This window comes from Streptomyces sp. NPDC003011, from assembly GCF_053591515.1.
Genome location: NZ_JBSFTY010000016.1, coordinates 58011 through 72449, shown reverse-complemented (window position 1 = coordinate 72449; position 14439 = coordinate 58011). Strand labels below are relative to the sequence as shown.

Below are 14439 nucleotides of genomic sequence, written 5' to 3'. Positions count from 1 at the left end.
CCGATTTCTTTCTGGAGCCCCCGAGTGAGCAAGCGCACCTTCCAGCCGAACAACCGTCGTCGCGCCAAGACCCACGGCTTCCGCCTGCGGATGCGTACCCGTGCCGGTCGCGCGATTCTCGCGAACCGTCGTGGCAAGGGTCGCGCCAGCCTGTCCGCCTGATCCCGATCAGGTCATGACGTCGTGCTGCCCACCGAAAACCGGCTGAGGCGGCGCGAGGACTTCGCGACCGCGGTACGACGGGGCCGGCGGGCTGGACGCCCGTTTCTCGTCGTCCACTTCCGTAGCGGTGCAACGGACCCGCACGCGCCTGGGGAGAGCGCTCCCCCGACGCGTGCGGGTTTCGTTGTCAGCAAAGCCGTGGGCGGTGCGGTCGTGCGCAACAAGGTGAAGCGCAGGCTCCGCCATCTGATGCGCGATCGAGTCGCCCTGCTGCCCCCCGGTAGCCTGGTAGTCGTACGAGCGCTGCCCGGTGCGGGTGACGCCGACCATGCACAACTGGCCCGAGACCTGGACGCCGCCCTCGAGCGGCTGCTGGGAGGGGGCGCACGATGAAGTACCCGCTGCTGGCGCTGATCAAGCTGTACCAGTGGACCATCAGCCCGCTGCTCGGGCCGGTGTGCAAGTACTACCCGTCGTGCTCCCGCTACGGCTACCAGGCCATCGACCGGCATGGTGCGGTCAAGGGCACGGCACTCACGGCCTGGCGCATCCTGCGGTGCAATCCGTGGTCGCCGGGCGGTGTGGACCATGTCCCGCCGCGCAAGCGTCCGCGGTGGCACGAAATGCTGCGTCACACCTGGAGCGCACGCAAGGGCGGGCCGTCTTCCGCCGAACCGGCCACCGAGGGGCAGGCTCCTTCGAGCCCGGCCGCAGAGACCCCGTCCCATGCCCAAGGAGCATGATTAGTGGACACGATTGCCAGCTTCTTCAGCTTCATCACGACACCTGTCTCCTGGGTCATCGTCCAGTTCCACACCGTGTACGGCGCCCTCTTCGGCGCTGACACCGGGTGGGCCTGGGGCCTGTCCATCGTGTCTCTGGTGATCCTGATCCGCATCTGCCTGATCCCGCTCTTCGTGAAGCAGATCAAGGCGACCCGGGCCATGCAGACACTGCAGCCCGAGATGAAGAAGATCCAGGAGCGCTACAAGAACGACAAACAGCGTCAATCCGAAGAGATGATGAAGCTGTACAAGGAGACGGGCACCAACCCGCTCTCCTCGTGCCTTCCCATCCTGGCGCAGTCGCCGTTCTTCTTCGCCCTGTACCACGTGCTCAACAGCATCGCGAACAACGACACCATCGGTGTCATCAACGACAGCCTGCTGCAGAGCGCGCAGAAGGCGCACATCGTCGGTGCCCCGCTGGCCGCGAAGTTCACCGACAGCTCCTCCGACGTCGCCGCGCTCGACGCCTCGCTGACCACCGTCCGCGTCGTGACCGCGGTGATGATCGTCCTGATGTCGGCGTCGCAGTTCTACACGCAGCGCCAGCTGATGACGAAGAACGTCGACACCACGGTGAAGACGCCGTTCATGCAGCAGCAGAAGATGCTGATGTACGTCTTCCCGATCATGTTCGCCGTCTTCGGCATCAACTTCCCGGTCGGTGTCCTCGTCTACTGGCTGACCACCAACCTGTGGACCATGGGCCAGCAGATGTACGTCATCCGCAACAACCCGACCCCGGGGTCCAAGGCCCAGGCCGCGTACCTGGACCGTCTGTACAAGCACGTCACGCACCACGGCAAGACGCGCGGCCGTGGTGAGAAGGCCATCGTCAAGGCCATCGTGGCCAAGGGCCGCGACCGCAACGAGTTCGAGCGCAAGTTCATCAACGGCCTGAACAAGGCGGGTCTCGCGGCCCAGGCGGACGGCACCGTGGTGAAGGGCGAGACCGTGGCCGTCGCCCAGGCCGAGGACGGTACGACGACGAGCGCCGCCGCTCCCAAGCGCCAGCAGCCCAAGCGGCAGTCCAAGTCCCAGCGTCAGTCCGCCGTCCAGAAGGCCGCGGACGAGGCGACCGGCCAGAAGGCGGCCGGTGAGAAGACGTCGCTCAGCAAGTCCGACGACCAGCCCGAGGACGCCACGCCCGCCGCGAAGAAAGCCGGCCAGAAGCCCGGCGGGAGTTCCCGCAGCAAGGCCCAGTCCGGACAGCGCAAGGGTCCGCAGCGGCCCAAGTCCCCGTCCAAGAAGTAAGAAGGAGTCCATCCCGTGACGGAAGGCACCATCTCCTCCGCTGCCGAGGGTGCAGACACTCTGACCCGCCTGGAGCAGGAGGGCGAGATCGCGGCGGACTACCTCGAGGGTCTGCTGGACATCGCCGATCTCGACGGCGACATCGACATGGACGTCGAGGCCGATCGAGCCGCTGTCTCCATCGTCAGCGACTCGGGCAGCCGTGACCTGCAGAAGCTGGTGGGGCGCGACGGCGAGGTGCTGGAAGCCTTGCAGGAGCTCACGCGTCTGGCCGTCAACCGGGAGACCGGGGACCGCAGCCGTCTGATGCTGGACATCGGGGGCTACCGCGCCAGGAAGCGCGAAGAGCTCTCCGAGCTGGGTGCCAAGGCCGCGGCTGAGGCCAGGAGCTCGGGCGAGCCCGTACAGCTGCAGCCGATGACACCCTTCGAGCGCAAGGTCGTGCACGACGCGGTCAAGGCCGCCGGCCTGCGCAGCGAGTCCGAGGGCGAGGAGCCGCAGCGCTTCGTCGTTGTGCTTCCCGCCTGATCGGTCCGTACGACCCTCCGGCCCCGTCTGTTGCGCAGGCGGGGCCGAACTTTGTCAGCCTGATAGTTCTGGTGGTTCTGGCGTCGTCGCCGGTGCGCCGACGCCATACGGAAGGACGGTCCCCCGTGACGGAGGCTGCGGAGCTTCCCCCCGTGCCCGAGCAGGCGCGCGAGGTGTTCGGTGATCGCTTCGCGGACGCGGTCCGCTACGCGGAGCTGCTTGCCGAGGCGGGTGTGCAGCGCGGTCTGATCGGACCGCGTGAAGTGCCCCGGTTGTGGGAGCGGCACCTGTTGAACTGCGCGGTGCTCTCGGAGGTCGTGCCCGAGGGTGTCACGGTGTGCGACGTCGGCTCCGGCGCCGGTCTGCCCGGCATCCCCCTGGCGCTCGTCCGGGAGGATCTGAAGATCACGCTGCTGGAGCCCTTGCTGCGGCGCACCACGTTCCTCACCGAGGTCGTGGAGCTGCTCGGACTGGATCATGTGACGGTCGTCCGCGGCCGTGCCGAGGAGGTCATGGGCAAGCTCACACCCGTCCACGTGGTGACGGCACGGGCGGTGGCCCCGCTGGACCGCCTGGCCGCGTGGGGCATCCCGCTGCTGCGCCCGTACGGGGAGATGCTCGCACTGAAGGGCGACACCGCCGAGGAGGAGCTCAAGAGCGCGGCGACCGCGCTGAGCAAGCTGGGGGCCGTGGAGACGTCCATCCTGCATGTCGGCGAGGGCGTGGTGGATCCGCTGTCCACGGTCGTGCGGGTGGAGGTCGGCGAGAGTCCGGGTGGTGTGCGTTTCGCGGCGAAGCGAGCCAAGGCCGCGCGGACGGGCAGGGCGCGCCGACGTCGCGGATGACCTGCCGAGGTGGTGGGTCGGTGATCCGTCCTGACGACGAGACGTACTCCACACAAGCTGCCAAACCTACGCATGCCGGAGTGTCGCGACAGTTCGGCTCGTTCTGCTGTGCATCGTGTTTCACGTGAAACGTCGCTCACTGCTGCACGGCATCATTGGCCGGGGCCGCGCCGCGGCCGAACCCCGCGACCGGAAACCTCTCGGTTCACTCGGAGAGGGTGCGGAGTTGTCCACAGAGGTGGATTTCTCCACAGAACAACAGGCCTCACTGGTTCACGACCCCGAAGGCATGGGAGGCTCTGTTCATTGCGAGCCTGAAGTCGAGGAGAGTGAATCCTTGCGGTCCGACGCCAACATCGCGGGACCGATGACCGATCCGGTCCCCGGTCCCCGTACCGAGTCGATGGGGGAGGATGTTTCACGTGAAACACCGCCCCCGATGGACGACACTCCGATCGGTCGTGCCGCCCAACTGGCGGTAGAGGCTCTGGGCCGTGCCGGCGAGGGTCTGCCGCGTCCTGAGCAGACCAGGATCATGGTGGTCGCCAACCAGAAGGGCGGAGTGGGCAAGACGACGACAACCGTCAACCTTGCCGCTTCGCTGGCCCTGCATGGCGCCCGTGTGCTGGTGGTCGACCTCGACCCGCAGGGCAACGCGTCCACCGCACTGGGGATCGACCATCACGCCGAAGTCCCTTCCATCTACGACGTACTGGTCGACAGCAGGCCGCTCTCCGACGTCGTCCAGCCGGTCTCTGATGTCGAGGGTCTCTTCTGCGCCCCCGCCACCATCGACCTCGCCGGTGCGGAGATCGAGCTGGTGTCCCTGGTGGCTCGCGAGAGCCGGCTCCAGCGAGCGATCCAGGCGTACGAGCAGCCGTTGGACTACATCCTCATCGACTGCCCGCCCTCGCTCGGTCTGCTGACCGTCAACGCCCTGGTGGCGGGCGAAGAGGTCCTGATCCCGATCCAGTGCGAGTACTACGCGCTGGAGGGACTGGGACAGCTGCTGCGCAACGTCGACCTGGTCCGGGGCCACCTCAACCCCACCCTGCATGTGTCGACCATCCTGCTCACCATGTACGACGGCCGGACGCGCCTGGCGTCCCAGGTCGCGGACGAGGTGCGCAGCCACTTCGGCGACGAGGTGCTGCGGACGAGCATTCCCCGCTCGGTCCGCATCTCCGAGGCGCCGAGCTACGGACAGACCGTACTGACCTATGATCCAGGATCGAGCGGTGCGCTGTCCTATCTTGAGGCGGCACGAGAAATCGCGCTGAAGGGTGTCGGCGTCTCCTACGACGCGACACACGCGCACATCGGCGCACAGAGCGACCCGAACATGGTGGAGGGGATCCAGTGAGCGAGCGACGGAGGGGTTTGGGGCGTGGTCTCGGCGCACTGATCCCTGCTGCCCCGACGGAGAAGCAGGTGGCTACGGCCACGGTGGGGGGCGTTGCTTCCACGTCCCCGGCGGCGGTGCCGGTACTGACCAGCGACCGCGGAGTGGCCGCGGCGAAGGTGGCCACGCTTCCGCCTGTTTCACGTGAAACCGAGGAGCCGTCGGCGGACGGCGCGACGGAGATGCCCGCGTCTCCCGTGGGCGCCCACTTCGCGGAGCTCCCCCTCGACTCCATCAAGCCGAACCCGCGGCAGCCCCGTGAGGTCTTCGACGAGGACGCGCTCCAGGAGCTTGTCACCTCCATCAAGGAGGTCGGTCTCCTCCAGCCCGTCGTCGTCCGGCAGCTCGGTCCTGGGCGCTACGAGCTCATCATGGGCGAGCGGCGCTGGCGGGCCTGCCGTGAGGCGGGGCTGGAGGCGATCCCGGCGATCGTCCGGGCCACGGACGACGACAAGCTCCTCCTGGACGCCCTGCTGGAGAACCTCCACCGGGCCCAGCTGAACCCTCTGGAAGAAGCAGCTGCCTACGACCAGCTGCTGAAGGACTTCAACTGCACGCACGACCAGCTGGCGGACCGTATCGGTCGTTCCCGCCCGCAGGTCTCCAACACTCTGCGTCTGCTGAAGCTCTCGTCCACCGTTCAGAAGCGGGTGGCCGCCGGAGTGCTCTCGGCGGGACACGCCCGGGCACTGCTCTCCGTCGAGGACTCGGAGGAGCAGGACCGGCTGGCCCATCGGATCGTGGCAGAGGGACTTTCGGTGCGGGCCGTCGAGGAGATCGTGACCCTCATGGGCTCGCGTCCCCAGAAGGCGCAGCGCTCCAAGGGGCCACGGGCCGGCGCCCGGGTCGCGCCCGCGCTGAGTGACCTCGCGACCCGCCTCTCGGACCGCTTCGAGACGCGCGTGAAGGTCGAGCTGGGTCAGAAGAAGGGCAAGATCACCGTGGAGTTCGCCTCCCCGGAGGACCTTGAGCGGATCCTCAGCACGCTCGCTCCGGGCGAGAAGCTGGCCCTCCAGAAGAGCCTTCTGGAAGGCGCCTCCGAAGAGACCGAGGACTGATCCGCCGTCCCTCGGAGGGGCATGTTGGAGAGGCCGACAGGGCGGGCCGTGTCCGATGTATACCGGACACGGCCCGCCCTTTGCTTGCGTTCGGTATCGGTGGAATCGCATCGTGGATACGATGCGTTCGGGTATGGCGCATCCGCCCGGCAGCACCTCTGAGGGGAGAGGCAGGGGCCATGCGAACGGTGAGCCGGACCGGACTGGTGAGCGCAGGCCTGGGACTGGGCGCGGTCGGCGGTTTCGTCGGCGGTCTGCTCAGGGAACGGAGCGCTCTGACAGCCGCCCGCGACGCGGCGGGCGAAGGAAGCGAGGATCAGCCTTCATGGGGCGTCGGCTCGTACCGCTCACGCTGGACAACCTTCAGGACCTTCCCCAGCGCTGTCGCACGTGTGTCTTCTGGGAACTCGACCCAGTCAGTGGCGAGGCCGCGGTAAAGGCCGGAACGCCCGCTCTGGAGAAAGAGGCCTGGATCTCCGCCGTCCTGCTGGACTGGGGGTCCTGCGGCAGAGTGGTGTACGTCGACGACGTACCGGTGGGCTTTGTGCTCTACGCCCCTCCGGCCTATGTCCCCCGCTCGACGGCCTTTCCCACGAGCCCGGTCTCGCCCGACGCGGTACAGCTGATGACCGCGTTCATCATGCCGGGTTATCAGGGCCAGGGGCTGGGTCGTGTGATGGTCCAGACGGTCGCGAAGGATCTGCTGCGGCGGGGCTTCAAGGCCATCGAGGCCTTCGGAGACGCACGCTGGGAGGAACCCGCCTGTCTGCTGCCCGCCGACCATCTGCTGGCGGTGGGCTTCAAGACGGTCCGGCCCCATCCGACGTACCCGCGTCTGCGCCTGGAGTTGCGGACGACGCTCTCCTGGAAGGAAGACGTGGAGATGGCGCTCGACCGGCTGCTGGGAGCCGTGCAGAAGGAGCCGGCGCTGCGGCCCCTCTGATACGAAGAAGGGGCCGACCCTTGAGGATCGACCCCCTCATGTTTCACGTGAAACGTCACTCGGCGATGAAGTCCTCAAGGTCGCGGACGATCGCGGCCTTCGGCTTCGCGCCGACGATGGTCTTGGCGACCTCGCCACCCTGGTAGACGTTCAGCGTCGGGATGGACATGACGCCGTACTTGGCGGCCGTACCCGGGTTCTCGTCGATGTTCAGCTTGACGACCTCGATCTTGTCGCCGTACTCGGCGGCAATCGCCTCGAGGGACGGCGCGATCTGGCGGCACGGGCCGCACCAAGCGGCCCAGAAGTCCACCAGGACGGGCTTGTCGCTCTTGAGGACGTCCTGCTCGAAGGAATCGTCGGTCACATTCTTCAGGGTGCCGGCCACGGCGGGCTCCTTAACTGGTGGGTGCGTGGGGTGGTGAGTGAGGGTCAGACAGCGGTCTTCTCGGGCTCCGCCTTCTCCTCGTCCGCGAGGGCGGAGAGGAAGCGCTCGGCGTCGAGGGCGGCGGAGCAACCGGTGCCGGCAGCGGTGATGGCCTGCCGGTAGGTGTGGTCCACCACGTCACCGGCGCCGAAGACACCGGACAGGTTCGTCCGTGTGGAGGGCGCCTCCACCTTCAGGTAGCCCTCCTCGTCCAGCTCCAGCTGGCCCTTGAAGAGTTCGGTGCGCGGGTCGTGGCCGATCGCGATGAACAGGCCGGTCACCGGGAGGTCCGAGAACTCGCCGGTCTTGAGGTTGCGCAACTTCAGGCCGGCGAGCTTCTGGTCACCCTGGATCTCGGCGACCTCGCTGTCCCACACGAACTTGATCTTCGGGTCGGCGAACGCGCGGTCCTGCATCGCCTTGGAGGCGCGCAGGGTGTCGCGGCGGTGGACGATCGTCACCGACTTGGCGAAGCGGGAGAGGAAGGTGGCTTCCTCCATCGCGGTGTCGCCGCCGCCGATCACGGCGATGTCCTGGTCCTTGAAGAAGAAGCCGTCACAGGTGGCACACCAGGAGACACCGCGGCCGGAGAGAGCGTCCTCGTTCGGCAGGCCGAGCTTGCGGTGCTGCGAGCCGGTGGTGATGATGACGGCCTTCGCCTTGTGGACCGTGCCCGCGGTGTCGGTGACGGTCTTGATCTCCCCGGTCAGGTCGACGTTGACGATGTCGTCCGGAATGAGTTCGGCACCGAAGCGTTCGGCCTGGGCGCGCATGTTGTCCATGAGCTCGGGGCCCATGATGCCGTCCTGGAAGCCCGGGAAGTTCTCCACCTCGGTGGTGTTCATGAGCGCACCACCCGCGGTGACGGCGCCCTCGAACACCAGCGGCTTCAGCGACGCGCGCGCGGTGTACAGCGCCGCCGTGTAGCCGGCGGGCCCTGAGCCGATGATGATCACGTTACGGACGTCGGTCACGGCTTGATTCCTCGTCTCTGGACTGCGTCGTACGACCGGGGGAGCTCCTCTCGGAACTCTCACCCCACCCAACGGATCCTAAGGGTCCCGCATTCCCGCTGTGTCCGGGCACACGGAGACGCGCCACCGCAGGAGATACCACGCAGGACGAAGACGAAGCGTGTGCGCTCAGGACCGCGTGTAGGTCTGCTTCAGCAGAACCTCGGCCGTGCCGACGGACGGGTCGGCCACACACGTCGAGTCCATGATGTAGGCCGTGACGCGGGTGGCGTCGGACGCGTCGGGCAGCACGACGAGCAGTGCGTCCGTCCCCTGGTAGATGCCCGGCTCGGTCGCGAGCGCCGAGCCGCTGCGGCCGATGCCCTTATGGACGCAGGCGGGCACCGGGGTGGTGTCCTGAAGGATCTTGGGCTCGTCGCTGCCGGGGAAGGACTCCGCGCCCAGGCTGCTCCGGGGGCGGGACCCGCTTCCCGCGCTCCGGCTCGTGGCCAGGAGGTCGGTGACCTGCTTCTCCAGCTGCTCCGCCGAGAACGTGTCCGCGGGGGTGGACTGCTGCCCGCTTGCCTCCGGGCCGGACGGCTTGCCGTCGTTCATGGAGGACAGCAGCACGGAGCCGAACCCCAGAGCGGCAACCGTGAACACAGCACCCAGGACGGCGACCCTGCGCCTGTCGCTCTTCCTGCGCTCCTTGCGGCCGGGGCCCGTGGTCCCGGTACGGGGGTGCCCCGAGGGGCGGTCCGCCGGTGTCGATGTTTCACGTGAAACACGCGCAGCGTCGTCCGAGTCCGCGGCGTCCGAGTCACGAGGGTCCGAGTCACGAGGGTCCGAGTCCCGGGCGTCCGAGTCCGTGGCGGACGCGGACTGAAGCATCGGACCGGTCGGCGGCTGCGCGTTGCCGGTATCCGGTGTCGTGGCGTTCAGCAGGGCCTCCGCGGCGAGGGCGGCATCGATCCGGCCGGCGACATCGGCGGGCATGCTCACAGGGCCCGGCAGCGTGCCGAGCAGTCCGCGGATCTCCTCCAGCGATGTGTAGACGTCCGCACAGAGCGCGCACTCGGCCAGATGCCGCCGCACGTCCGTGATCCGGGACGGTGGGAGCAGGCCTTCGGTGAGGTCGGAGATCTCCGCGACGTCCGGGTGCCCGGACGTGTCTGTCGTCGATGTCACGCTCGCCCACCTCCGCCCTTCACGGCAGCTGAATCGCTTGGCCCTGGTTCCGGGAGACCCGCCTCACGCGGTCCCGCTGCGGGTGGGACGGATGTCCCCTGCGTCCGGTTCCGCCCGGCGCCCGCCTCTCTTCCGTCCTCGGCTCTTTCCGGCTGCAGATGGGTGAGGAGAGGCAGGAGTCTGGCTCGGCCGCGAGAACAGCGGCTCTTCACCGTCCCAGTGGGGACGTCGAGGATCCGGGCGGCTTCCGCGACCGGATAGCCCTGCATGTCCACCAGGACGAGCGCGGCTCGCTGGTCGGGCGGGAGCGTGCCGAGCGCCTCCAGGAGCTGCCGGTGGAGATCATTGCGCTCCGCGGGCGCCGAGGCCGACTCGTGCGGCTCCAGCAACTGCTCCAGGCGCTCGGTGTCGTCGACCGGAGACGTCTTGCGGGAGGCCGCCTTGCGGGCTCGGTCGAGGCAGGCGTTCACCGTGATCCGGTGCAGCCAGGTCGTGACGGCCGACTGGCCGCGGAAGGTGTGGGCGGCCCGGTACGCCGAGACGAGGGCGTCCTGGACGGCGTCGGCAGCCTCCTCGCGGTCCCCCAGTGTCCTCAGGGCAACGGCCCAGAGCCGGTCGCGGTGGCGGCGCACGAGCTCACCGAAGGCATCGGGGTCACCTTCCACATGGCGGGCCAGGAGGTCCTGATCGCTTACGTCGCCGTACGCGGTGCCCTCTGCCATCGGACCCCCTCCCCTGACGACCTGCTCAGCCTGTGAACTTGAGGTCTGTGATGGCCTGCTTGTAGCCGGAGTCGCTATAGGCGTCGCCCGGCGCGTACGGCAGCGCGGTGAACCACACCAGCACGTACCGGCTCTTCACCGGCTTGGCGACCGACACCTTGGCGGTGGTTCCCGTCGTCGTCACGGATCCCAGTTTCGTCATCGACGTCAGGGGGACGGACGAACTCATGGACTCCGTCGCGTACAGCGTGACCGTGGTGTGGTCACCACCGAACAGGAGCCCTATCGAAGCCGTCGAGACCTCCTGCTCCGAGCCGAGGTCGTAGACGATGCCGACACCCGGCTTGAAGGCCGGGTTCATGTCCGGGCCGTCCTTGTAGCTGGCGGTACGCCAGTACGTCGAGCTGTCGCTGTCGTACGTCTTGCCGACGTCCGCCGGGTGCTGGGCCTGGCCCTTGGCCACGTACTCCTGGGCACCCTGGATGCTGAGCGTCTTGACCGGCTTGGGGGCGGTGCTGTTCTTGTCGTCCTCGTCGGTCGTCTGCGTGTTGCCGGTGTCGTCCGCCTTGTTGCCCTGGTCCATCAGGGCGTCCGCCAGCTGCCAGCTGCCCAGCCCCAGCGCGGCGATGAGGAGGGCCGAGACCGCCCACTTCAGCGCCTTGCCGGTACGGCTCTGCAGCGGAGGCGGCGGCGTGGTCACGGGCTGCGCGGCACCCGGGTGCGCCGGCCCGCGGCCGTACGTCCCCTGCTGGTATGTCGTGCGCTGGTAGTCCGGCGGTGCGGTGAAGGACGGCTCCGGCGGGCGGATGCGGGGCATCTCGCTGATCGCCTTCACCAGTTCCTCGGGCGTGGTGCACGGGGTTTCGTGGCGGGAGGCGGTGGCGCCGTCGTTGGCGAGGGCCCGCATGGAGAGTTCGGACAGACCGCGGTGCACGCCCGCGCGCACCTGGTCGGGGGCGATGAGCCCGATGTCCTTGGGCAGCCCGGACAGGCCGTAGGCGTCGCTCTCGTACGGCCATCGCTGGGTGAGCGCCGCGTACAGCAGGGCGCCGATCGCCTCCGTGTCCGTGCGCTGCGGGGTGTCGGAGGTGACGCCGCGCAGCGCGGCGTTCACGGCGAGGCCGCGGATACGCCACTGGCCGGACGAGGTGCGCAGGACGGCGTTCGGGTTCAGGCGCAGGTGTGCCAGGCCTTCACGGTGGGCGGCGGCCATGGCCGAGGCGATCTGAGTGACCATCTGGTAGGCGTCGTGCGCCTCCAGCGGACCGGGGGCCAGCAGCGTGGTCAGTTCCGTGGCGTCCGGCAGCCACTCGTGGACGACGTAGACGAGGTCGTTCTCCTCGACGGCGTCGAGGACCTGGACGAAACGGGGGTCGCCGAGCAGCGCGGAGGAGCGTGCTGCTGCCAGCACGGAACGAGCCCGCGCGTGGTCCGCGGGCAGGAGGTGGACGCCGACGGCGCGCCGCAGTTTCTCGTCCACGGCCCGCCAACTGCTGAACCCGTCCAGGCGGGTGACGCACTCCTCGAGACGGTAGCGTCTGGCGAGCTTGTGACCGCTGTGCAGCTCCGGCGGTGAGGCCTTTCCGGGACCGTCGGTCCCGCCGCTCCCCTGTGCCTCGACGTCTTCCGTGTCCCGCTCCCGGTTCTTGGCCACCCCGTCGGCCGTGGACTGGTCCGCCTTGGCGGTCAGCGGCTCATCACCACTGTTGTCTGCCACGTCGACGGCAGCCGTGCTCCGTTCCGCCACCGTCGTTCCCTGCCTCCCCATCCATTGCGCGCCGTACGACGCCGAGACCAATTGTGCCCACAGTCCGCCGCTATGCACGACACACGGTGGCAGACGATGGTTGTGCGCTTACCCCCGCCTCAGCGCCCGAGCCGCCCCCGCACCATGCCGACCAGTGAGTTCAGCTCCTCGATGCGCATGCGGCGGGCGGCGACGAAGAAGATTCCGAGCAGTACCGCACCGCCGGCGATCAGGGCGGCGAAGGATCCGACGACGCCCTGGCCGAGCGAGTTGCCGACGCCGTAGCAGGCCGCGCCGCTGAGCAGGGCCGCCGGCACCGCGGCGATGCACAGCCTGGCATACGTCCGCAGGACGCGGTTGCCGTCCAGGTCACCGCCCAGCCGCTTGCGCAGCCGGTTCCAGGCGACACCGACACCGATCGCGTAGGCGAGGCCGTACGAGGCCGACATGCCCACCACGGCCCAGCGGGCCGGGAGGACGAAGTAGCACAGGGCCGAGGCGCTCGCGTTGACCACGGCCACGATCACCGTGTTGTAGAAGGGAGTACGGGTGTCCTCGTAGGCGTAGAAGGCGCGCAGGACGACGTACTGCACGGAGTACGGGATCAGGCCGAGGCCGAAGGCCATCAGCATGTACCCCATGTTCGTGGCCTCGCTGGTGCCCGAGGAGCCGAAGATCAGTGTGCACATCGGGATGCCGAGCGACACGAAACCGAAGGCGATGGGCACGATCGCGACGGCCGTGGTGCGCAGGCCCTGGGAGATGTCGTCGCGGACGGCACCGGAGTCACCCTCGGCCGCGGAGCGGGACAGGCGCGGCAGCAGGGCGGCCATCAGGGAGACGGTGATGATGGCCTGCGGCAGGCCCCAGATCAGCTGGGCGTTGGCGTAGGCGGCGAAGCCGGTGCCGTCGACGGGCGAGTCGGTGCCCGCGGCGGTGGACAGTTGCGAGACGACGATCGCGCCGGCCTGGTTGGCGAGGACGAACAGGACGGTCCACTTGGCGAGTGTGACGGCCTTGCCGAGGCCGTGGCCCTTCCAGTCGAAGCGCAGCCGCATCCGGAAGCCGGTCTCCCGCAGATACGGGATCATCGCCAGCGCCTGCACCACGAGACCGAGCAGGACGCCGATGCCGAGGAGCCGCTGGCCCTCCGGCGGGATGGTCGTGACCTTCATGCCCGAGTCGGCCGCGGTGCCGTACACCCACATGAACATGCCGAGCGTCACGATGATGACGATGTTGTTCAGGACCGGCGTCCACATCATCGCGCCGAACTTCCCGCGCGCGTTGAGGATCTGACCCATCACCACGTGAATGCCCATGAAGAAGATCGAGGGCAGGAAGTAGCGGACGAAGGTGATGCCGACCTCGTTGGCCGCCGGGTCGCTGGCGACCGAGTCGGACAGCAGGCGGATCAGGACCGGCGCGCCGAGGACCGCGAGTACGGTCAGCGTGCCGAGCGCCACCATCACCAGGGTCAGCAGCCGGTTGGCGTACGCCTCGCCACCGTCCTCGTCCTCCTTCATGGCGCGCACGAGCTGCGGCACGAAGACGGAGTTGAGGCCGCCGCCGACGGTCAGGATGTAGATCATCGTCGGCAGCTGGTAGGCGACCTGGAAGGTGTCGCCGAGCAGGCCGACACCGAGTGCCGAGACGATCAGCGCGGAGCGGATGAAGCCGGTGAGGCGGGAGACCATCGTGCCGGCCGCCATCACGGCGCTCGACTTCAGCAGGCCGGCGGCCCGTCCGCCCTTCTTGACGGACGGCGCCGGAGCCGCGGCGGGCGTGGCGGCGAGGTTCATGGTCTGGTCGTCCGCGGGCAGGGGAGCCGGAGCCTGGTACTGCGGCGACGGTACTCGCTCCCTCGGGGCCGCTGCCGGGCCCGGCACCGACGGCGGCTCGTACGACGGATGCCCGCTGCCCTGCTGCTGGTCCCGGAAGAGATGCGCGAACGCGTCCGGTTCGTGGCGCTCCTCGCCGGCCTGGGTCACCAGGTCGTCGACGCCCACGAACTGGGTGGTGCGAGGGTTGTCGCCGTACGGCAGGTACTGGGTCGGACCGTCCGGCTCGGGCGCCGGGGTCTGCGCCCACACGCGCGGATCGGGGGCGTACGGCGACTGGGGCGGCTGGGCGTACAGCGGCTGCTGCGGCTGGTACGTGCCCGGAGGCGGCGGGGGATGCGCGGCACGGTCGTACAGCGCCTCGGCGACCGGGTCCTGGGCGTAGAGGTCCTGTGCCCGGTAGGGGTCCTGGTCGTAGGCGTCCTGGAGGTACATGTCGGCGGGGGGCTGCGGCGGCACCTGGCCGTGCTCGGGCGGCGGGCCCTCGGGGTCGCCCGAGCCGCCCGCGGCCTGGCCGCGGTCACCGTCGTACGGCGCGTTCATGGTTACCCCACCTCATCGTCCCGGGCCCACCGGCCACGACA

15 protein-coding genes are annotated in these 14439 nt (G+C 68.7%); 9 read left to right on the top strand and 6 right to left on the bottom strand.

Annotation, left to right across the window (positions count from 1 at the left end; all coding sequences use genetic code 11):
* Window positions 1-24: 24 nt before the first annotated feature.
* The 9 genes from rpmH to ACWD0J_RS11285 all read left to right on the top strand — a co-directional run bounded on the left by rpmH (window position 25) and on the right by ACWD0J_RS11285 (window position 6977).
* Complete coding sequence (rpmH, locus tag ACWD0J_RS11325; protein ID WP_006381191.1) at window positions 25-162, top strand: 50S ribosomal protein L34; 138 nt, start codon at window positions 25-27, stop codon at window positions 160-162.
* Window positions 163-183: 21 nt separating this feature from the next.
* Window positions 184-555 (top strand): ribonuclease P protein component, encoded by a 372-nt coding sequence (rnpA, locus tag ACWD0J_RS11320; RefSeq protein ID WP_451495521.1) that lies wholly within the window; start codon window positions 184-186, stop codon window positions 553-555.
* Window positions 552-905 (top strand): membrane protein insertion efficiency factor YidD, encoded by a 354-nt coding sequence (yidD, locus tag ACWD0J_RS11315; RefSeq protein WP_451495520.1) that lies wholly within the window; start codon window positions 552-554, stop codon window positions 903-905. Before rnpA ends, yidD begins: the two co-directional genes overlap by 4 nt.
* A 3-nt stretch (window positions 906-908) precedes the next feature.
* The gene (gene yidC, locus ACWD0J_RS11310) at window positions 909-2201 is read left to right on the top strand and encodes a membrane protein insertase YidC (protein WP_451495519.1); all 1293 of its coding nucleotides are present in this window, start codon (window positions 909-911) and stop codon (window positions 2199-2201) included.
* Between the two features lie 15 nt (window positions 2202-2216).
* Window positions 2217-2729: a Jag family protein gene (locus tag ACWD0J_RS11305; RefSeq protein ID WP_451495518.1), complete on the top strand. Its 513-nt coding sequence runs from the start codon at window positions 2217-2219 to the stop codon at window positions 2727-2729.
* A gap of 125 nt (window positions 2730-2854) precedes the next feature.
* Entirely contained in the window at window positions 2855-3574 is a 720-nt protein-coding gene (gene rsmG, locus ACWD0J_RS11300) for a 16S rRNA (guanine(527)-N(7))-methyltransferase RsmG (RefSeq protein WP_451495517.1), read from the top strand.
* A gap of 289 nt (window positions 3575-3863) precedes the next feature.
* A complete protein-coding gene (locus ACWD0J_RS11295; RefSeq protein WP_451495555.1) occupies window positions 3864-4937 on the top strand; it encodes a ParA family protein in 1074 nt (357 codons plus the stop codon).
* Window positions 4934-6034: a ParB/RepB/Spo0J family partition protein gene (locus ACWD0J_RS11290; RefSeq protein WP_451495516.1), complete on the top strand. Its 1101-nt coding sequence runs from the start codon at window positions 4934-4936 to the stop codon at window positions 6032-6034. The genes ACWD0J_RS11295 and ACWD0J_RS11290 overlap by 4 nt, the downstream gene beginning before the upstream one ends.
* A gap of 325 nt (window positions 6035-6359) precedes the next feature.
* On the top strand, window positions 6360-6977 hold the full coding sequence (locus ACWD0J_RS11285; RefSeq protein ID WP_451495515.1) for a GNAT family N-acetyltransferase: 618 nt from the start codon (window positions 6360-6362) through the stop codon (window positions 6975-6977).
* 55 nt (window positions 6978-7032) lie between these two features.
* On the opposite strand, the gene trxA is transcribed toward ACWD0J_RS11285, so the two are convergent.
* From trxA to murJ, 6 genes are all read right to left on the bottom strand, one after another.
* Window positions 7033-7365, bottom strand: coding sequence for a thioredoxin (gene trxA / locus ACWD0J_RS11280; RefSeq protein ID WP_003991504.1), 333 nt, complete (start codon window positions 7363-7365; stop codon window positions 7033-7035).
* A gap of 44 nt (window positions 7366-7409) precedes the next feature.
* Window positions 7410-8378: a thioredoxin-disulfide reductase gene (gene trxB, locus ACWD0J_RS11275; protein WP_451495514.1), complete on the bottom strand. Its 969-nt coding sequence runs from the start codon at window positions 8376-8378 to the stop codon at window positions 7410-7412.
* A 168-nt stretch (window positions 8379-8546) separates the two neighbouring features.
* Window positions 8547-9545 carry a hypothetical protein gene (locus ACWD0J_RS11270; RefSeq protein ID WP_451495513.1) on the bottom strand — a complete coding sequence of 333 codons (999 nt, stop codon included), beginning with the start codon at window positions 9543-9545 and terminating at the stop codon, window positions 8547-8549.
* The gene (gene sigM / locus ACWD0J_RS11265) at window positions 9542-10267 is read right to left on the bottom strand and encodes an RNA polymerase sigma factor SigM (protein WP_451495512.1); all 726 of its coding nucleotides are present in this window, start codon (window positions 10265-10267) and stop codon (window positions 9542-9544) included. The genes ACWD0J_RS11270 and sigM overlap by 4 nt, the downstream gene beginning before the upstream one ends.
* Before the next feature lie 25 nt (window positions 10268-10292).
* Window positions 10293-12014 carry a serine/threonine protein kinase gene (locus ACWD0J_RS11260; protein WP_451495511.1) on the bottom strand — a complete coding sequence of 574 codons (1722 nt, stop codon included), beginning with the start codon at window positions 12012-12014 and terminating at the stop codon, window positions 10293-10295.
* Between the two features lie 119 nt (window positions 12015-12133).
* Window positions 12134-14398 (bottom strand): murein biosynthesis integral membrane protein MurJ, encoded by a 2265-nt coding sequence (gene murJ, locus ACWD0J_RS11255; protein WP_451495510.1) that lies wholly within the window; start codon window positions 14396-14398, stop codon window positions 12134-12136.
* Window positions 14399-14439 lie beyond the last annotated feature (41 nt).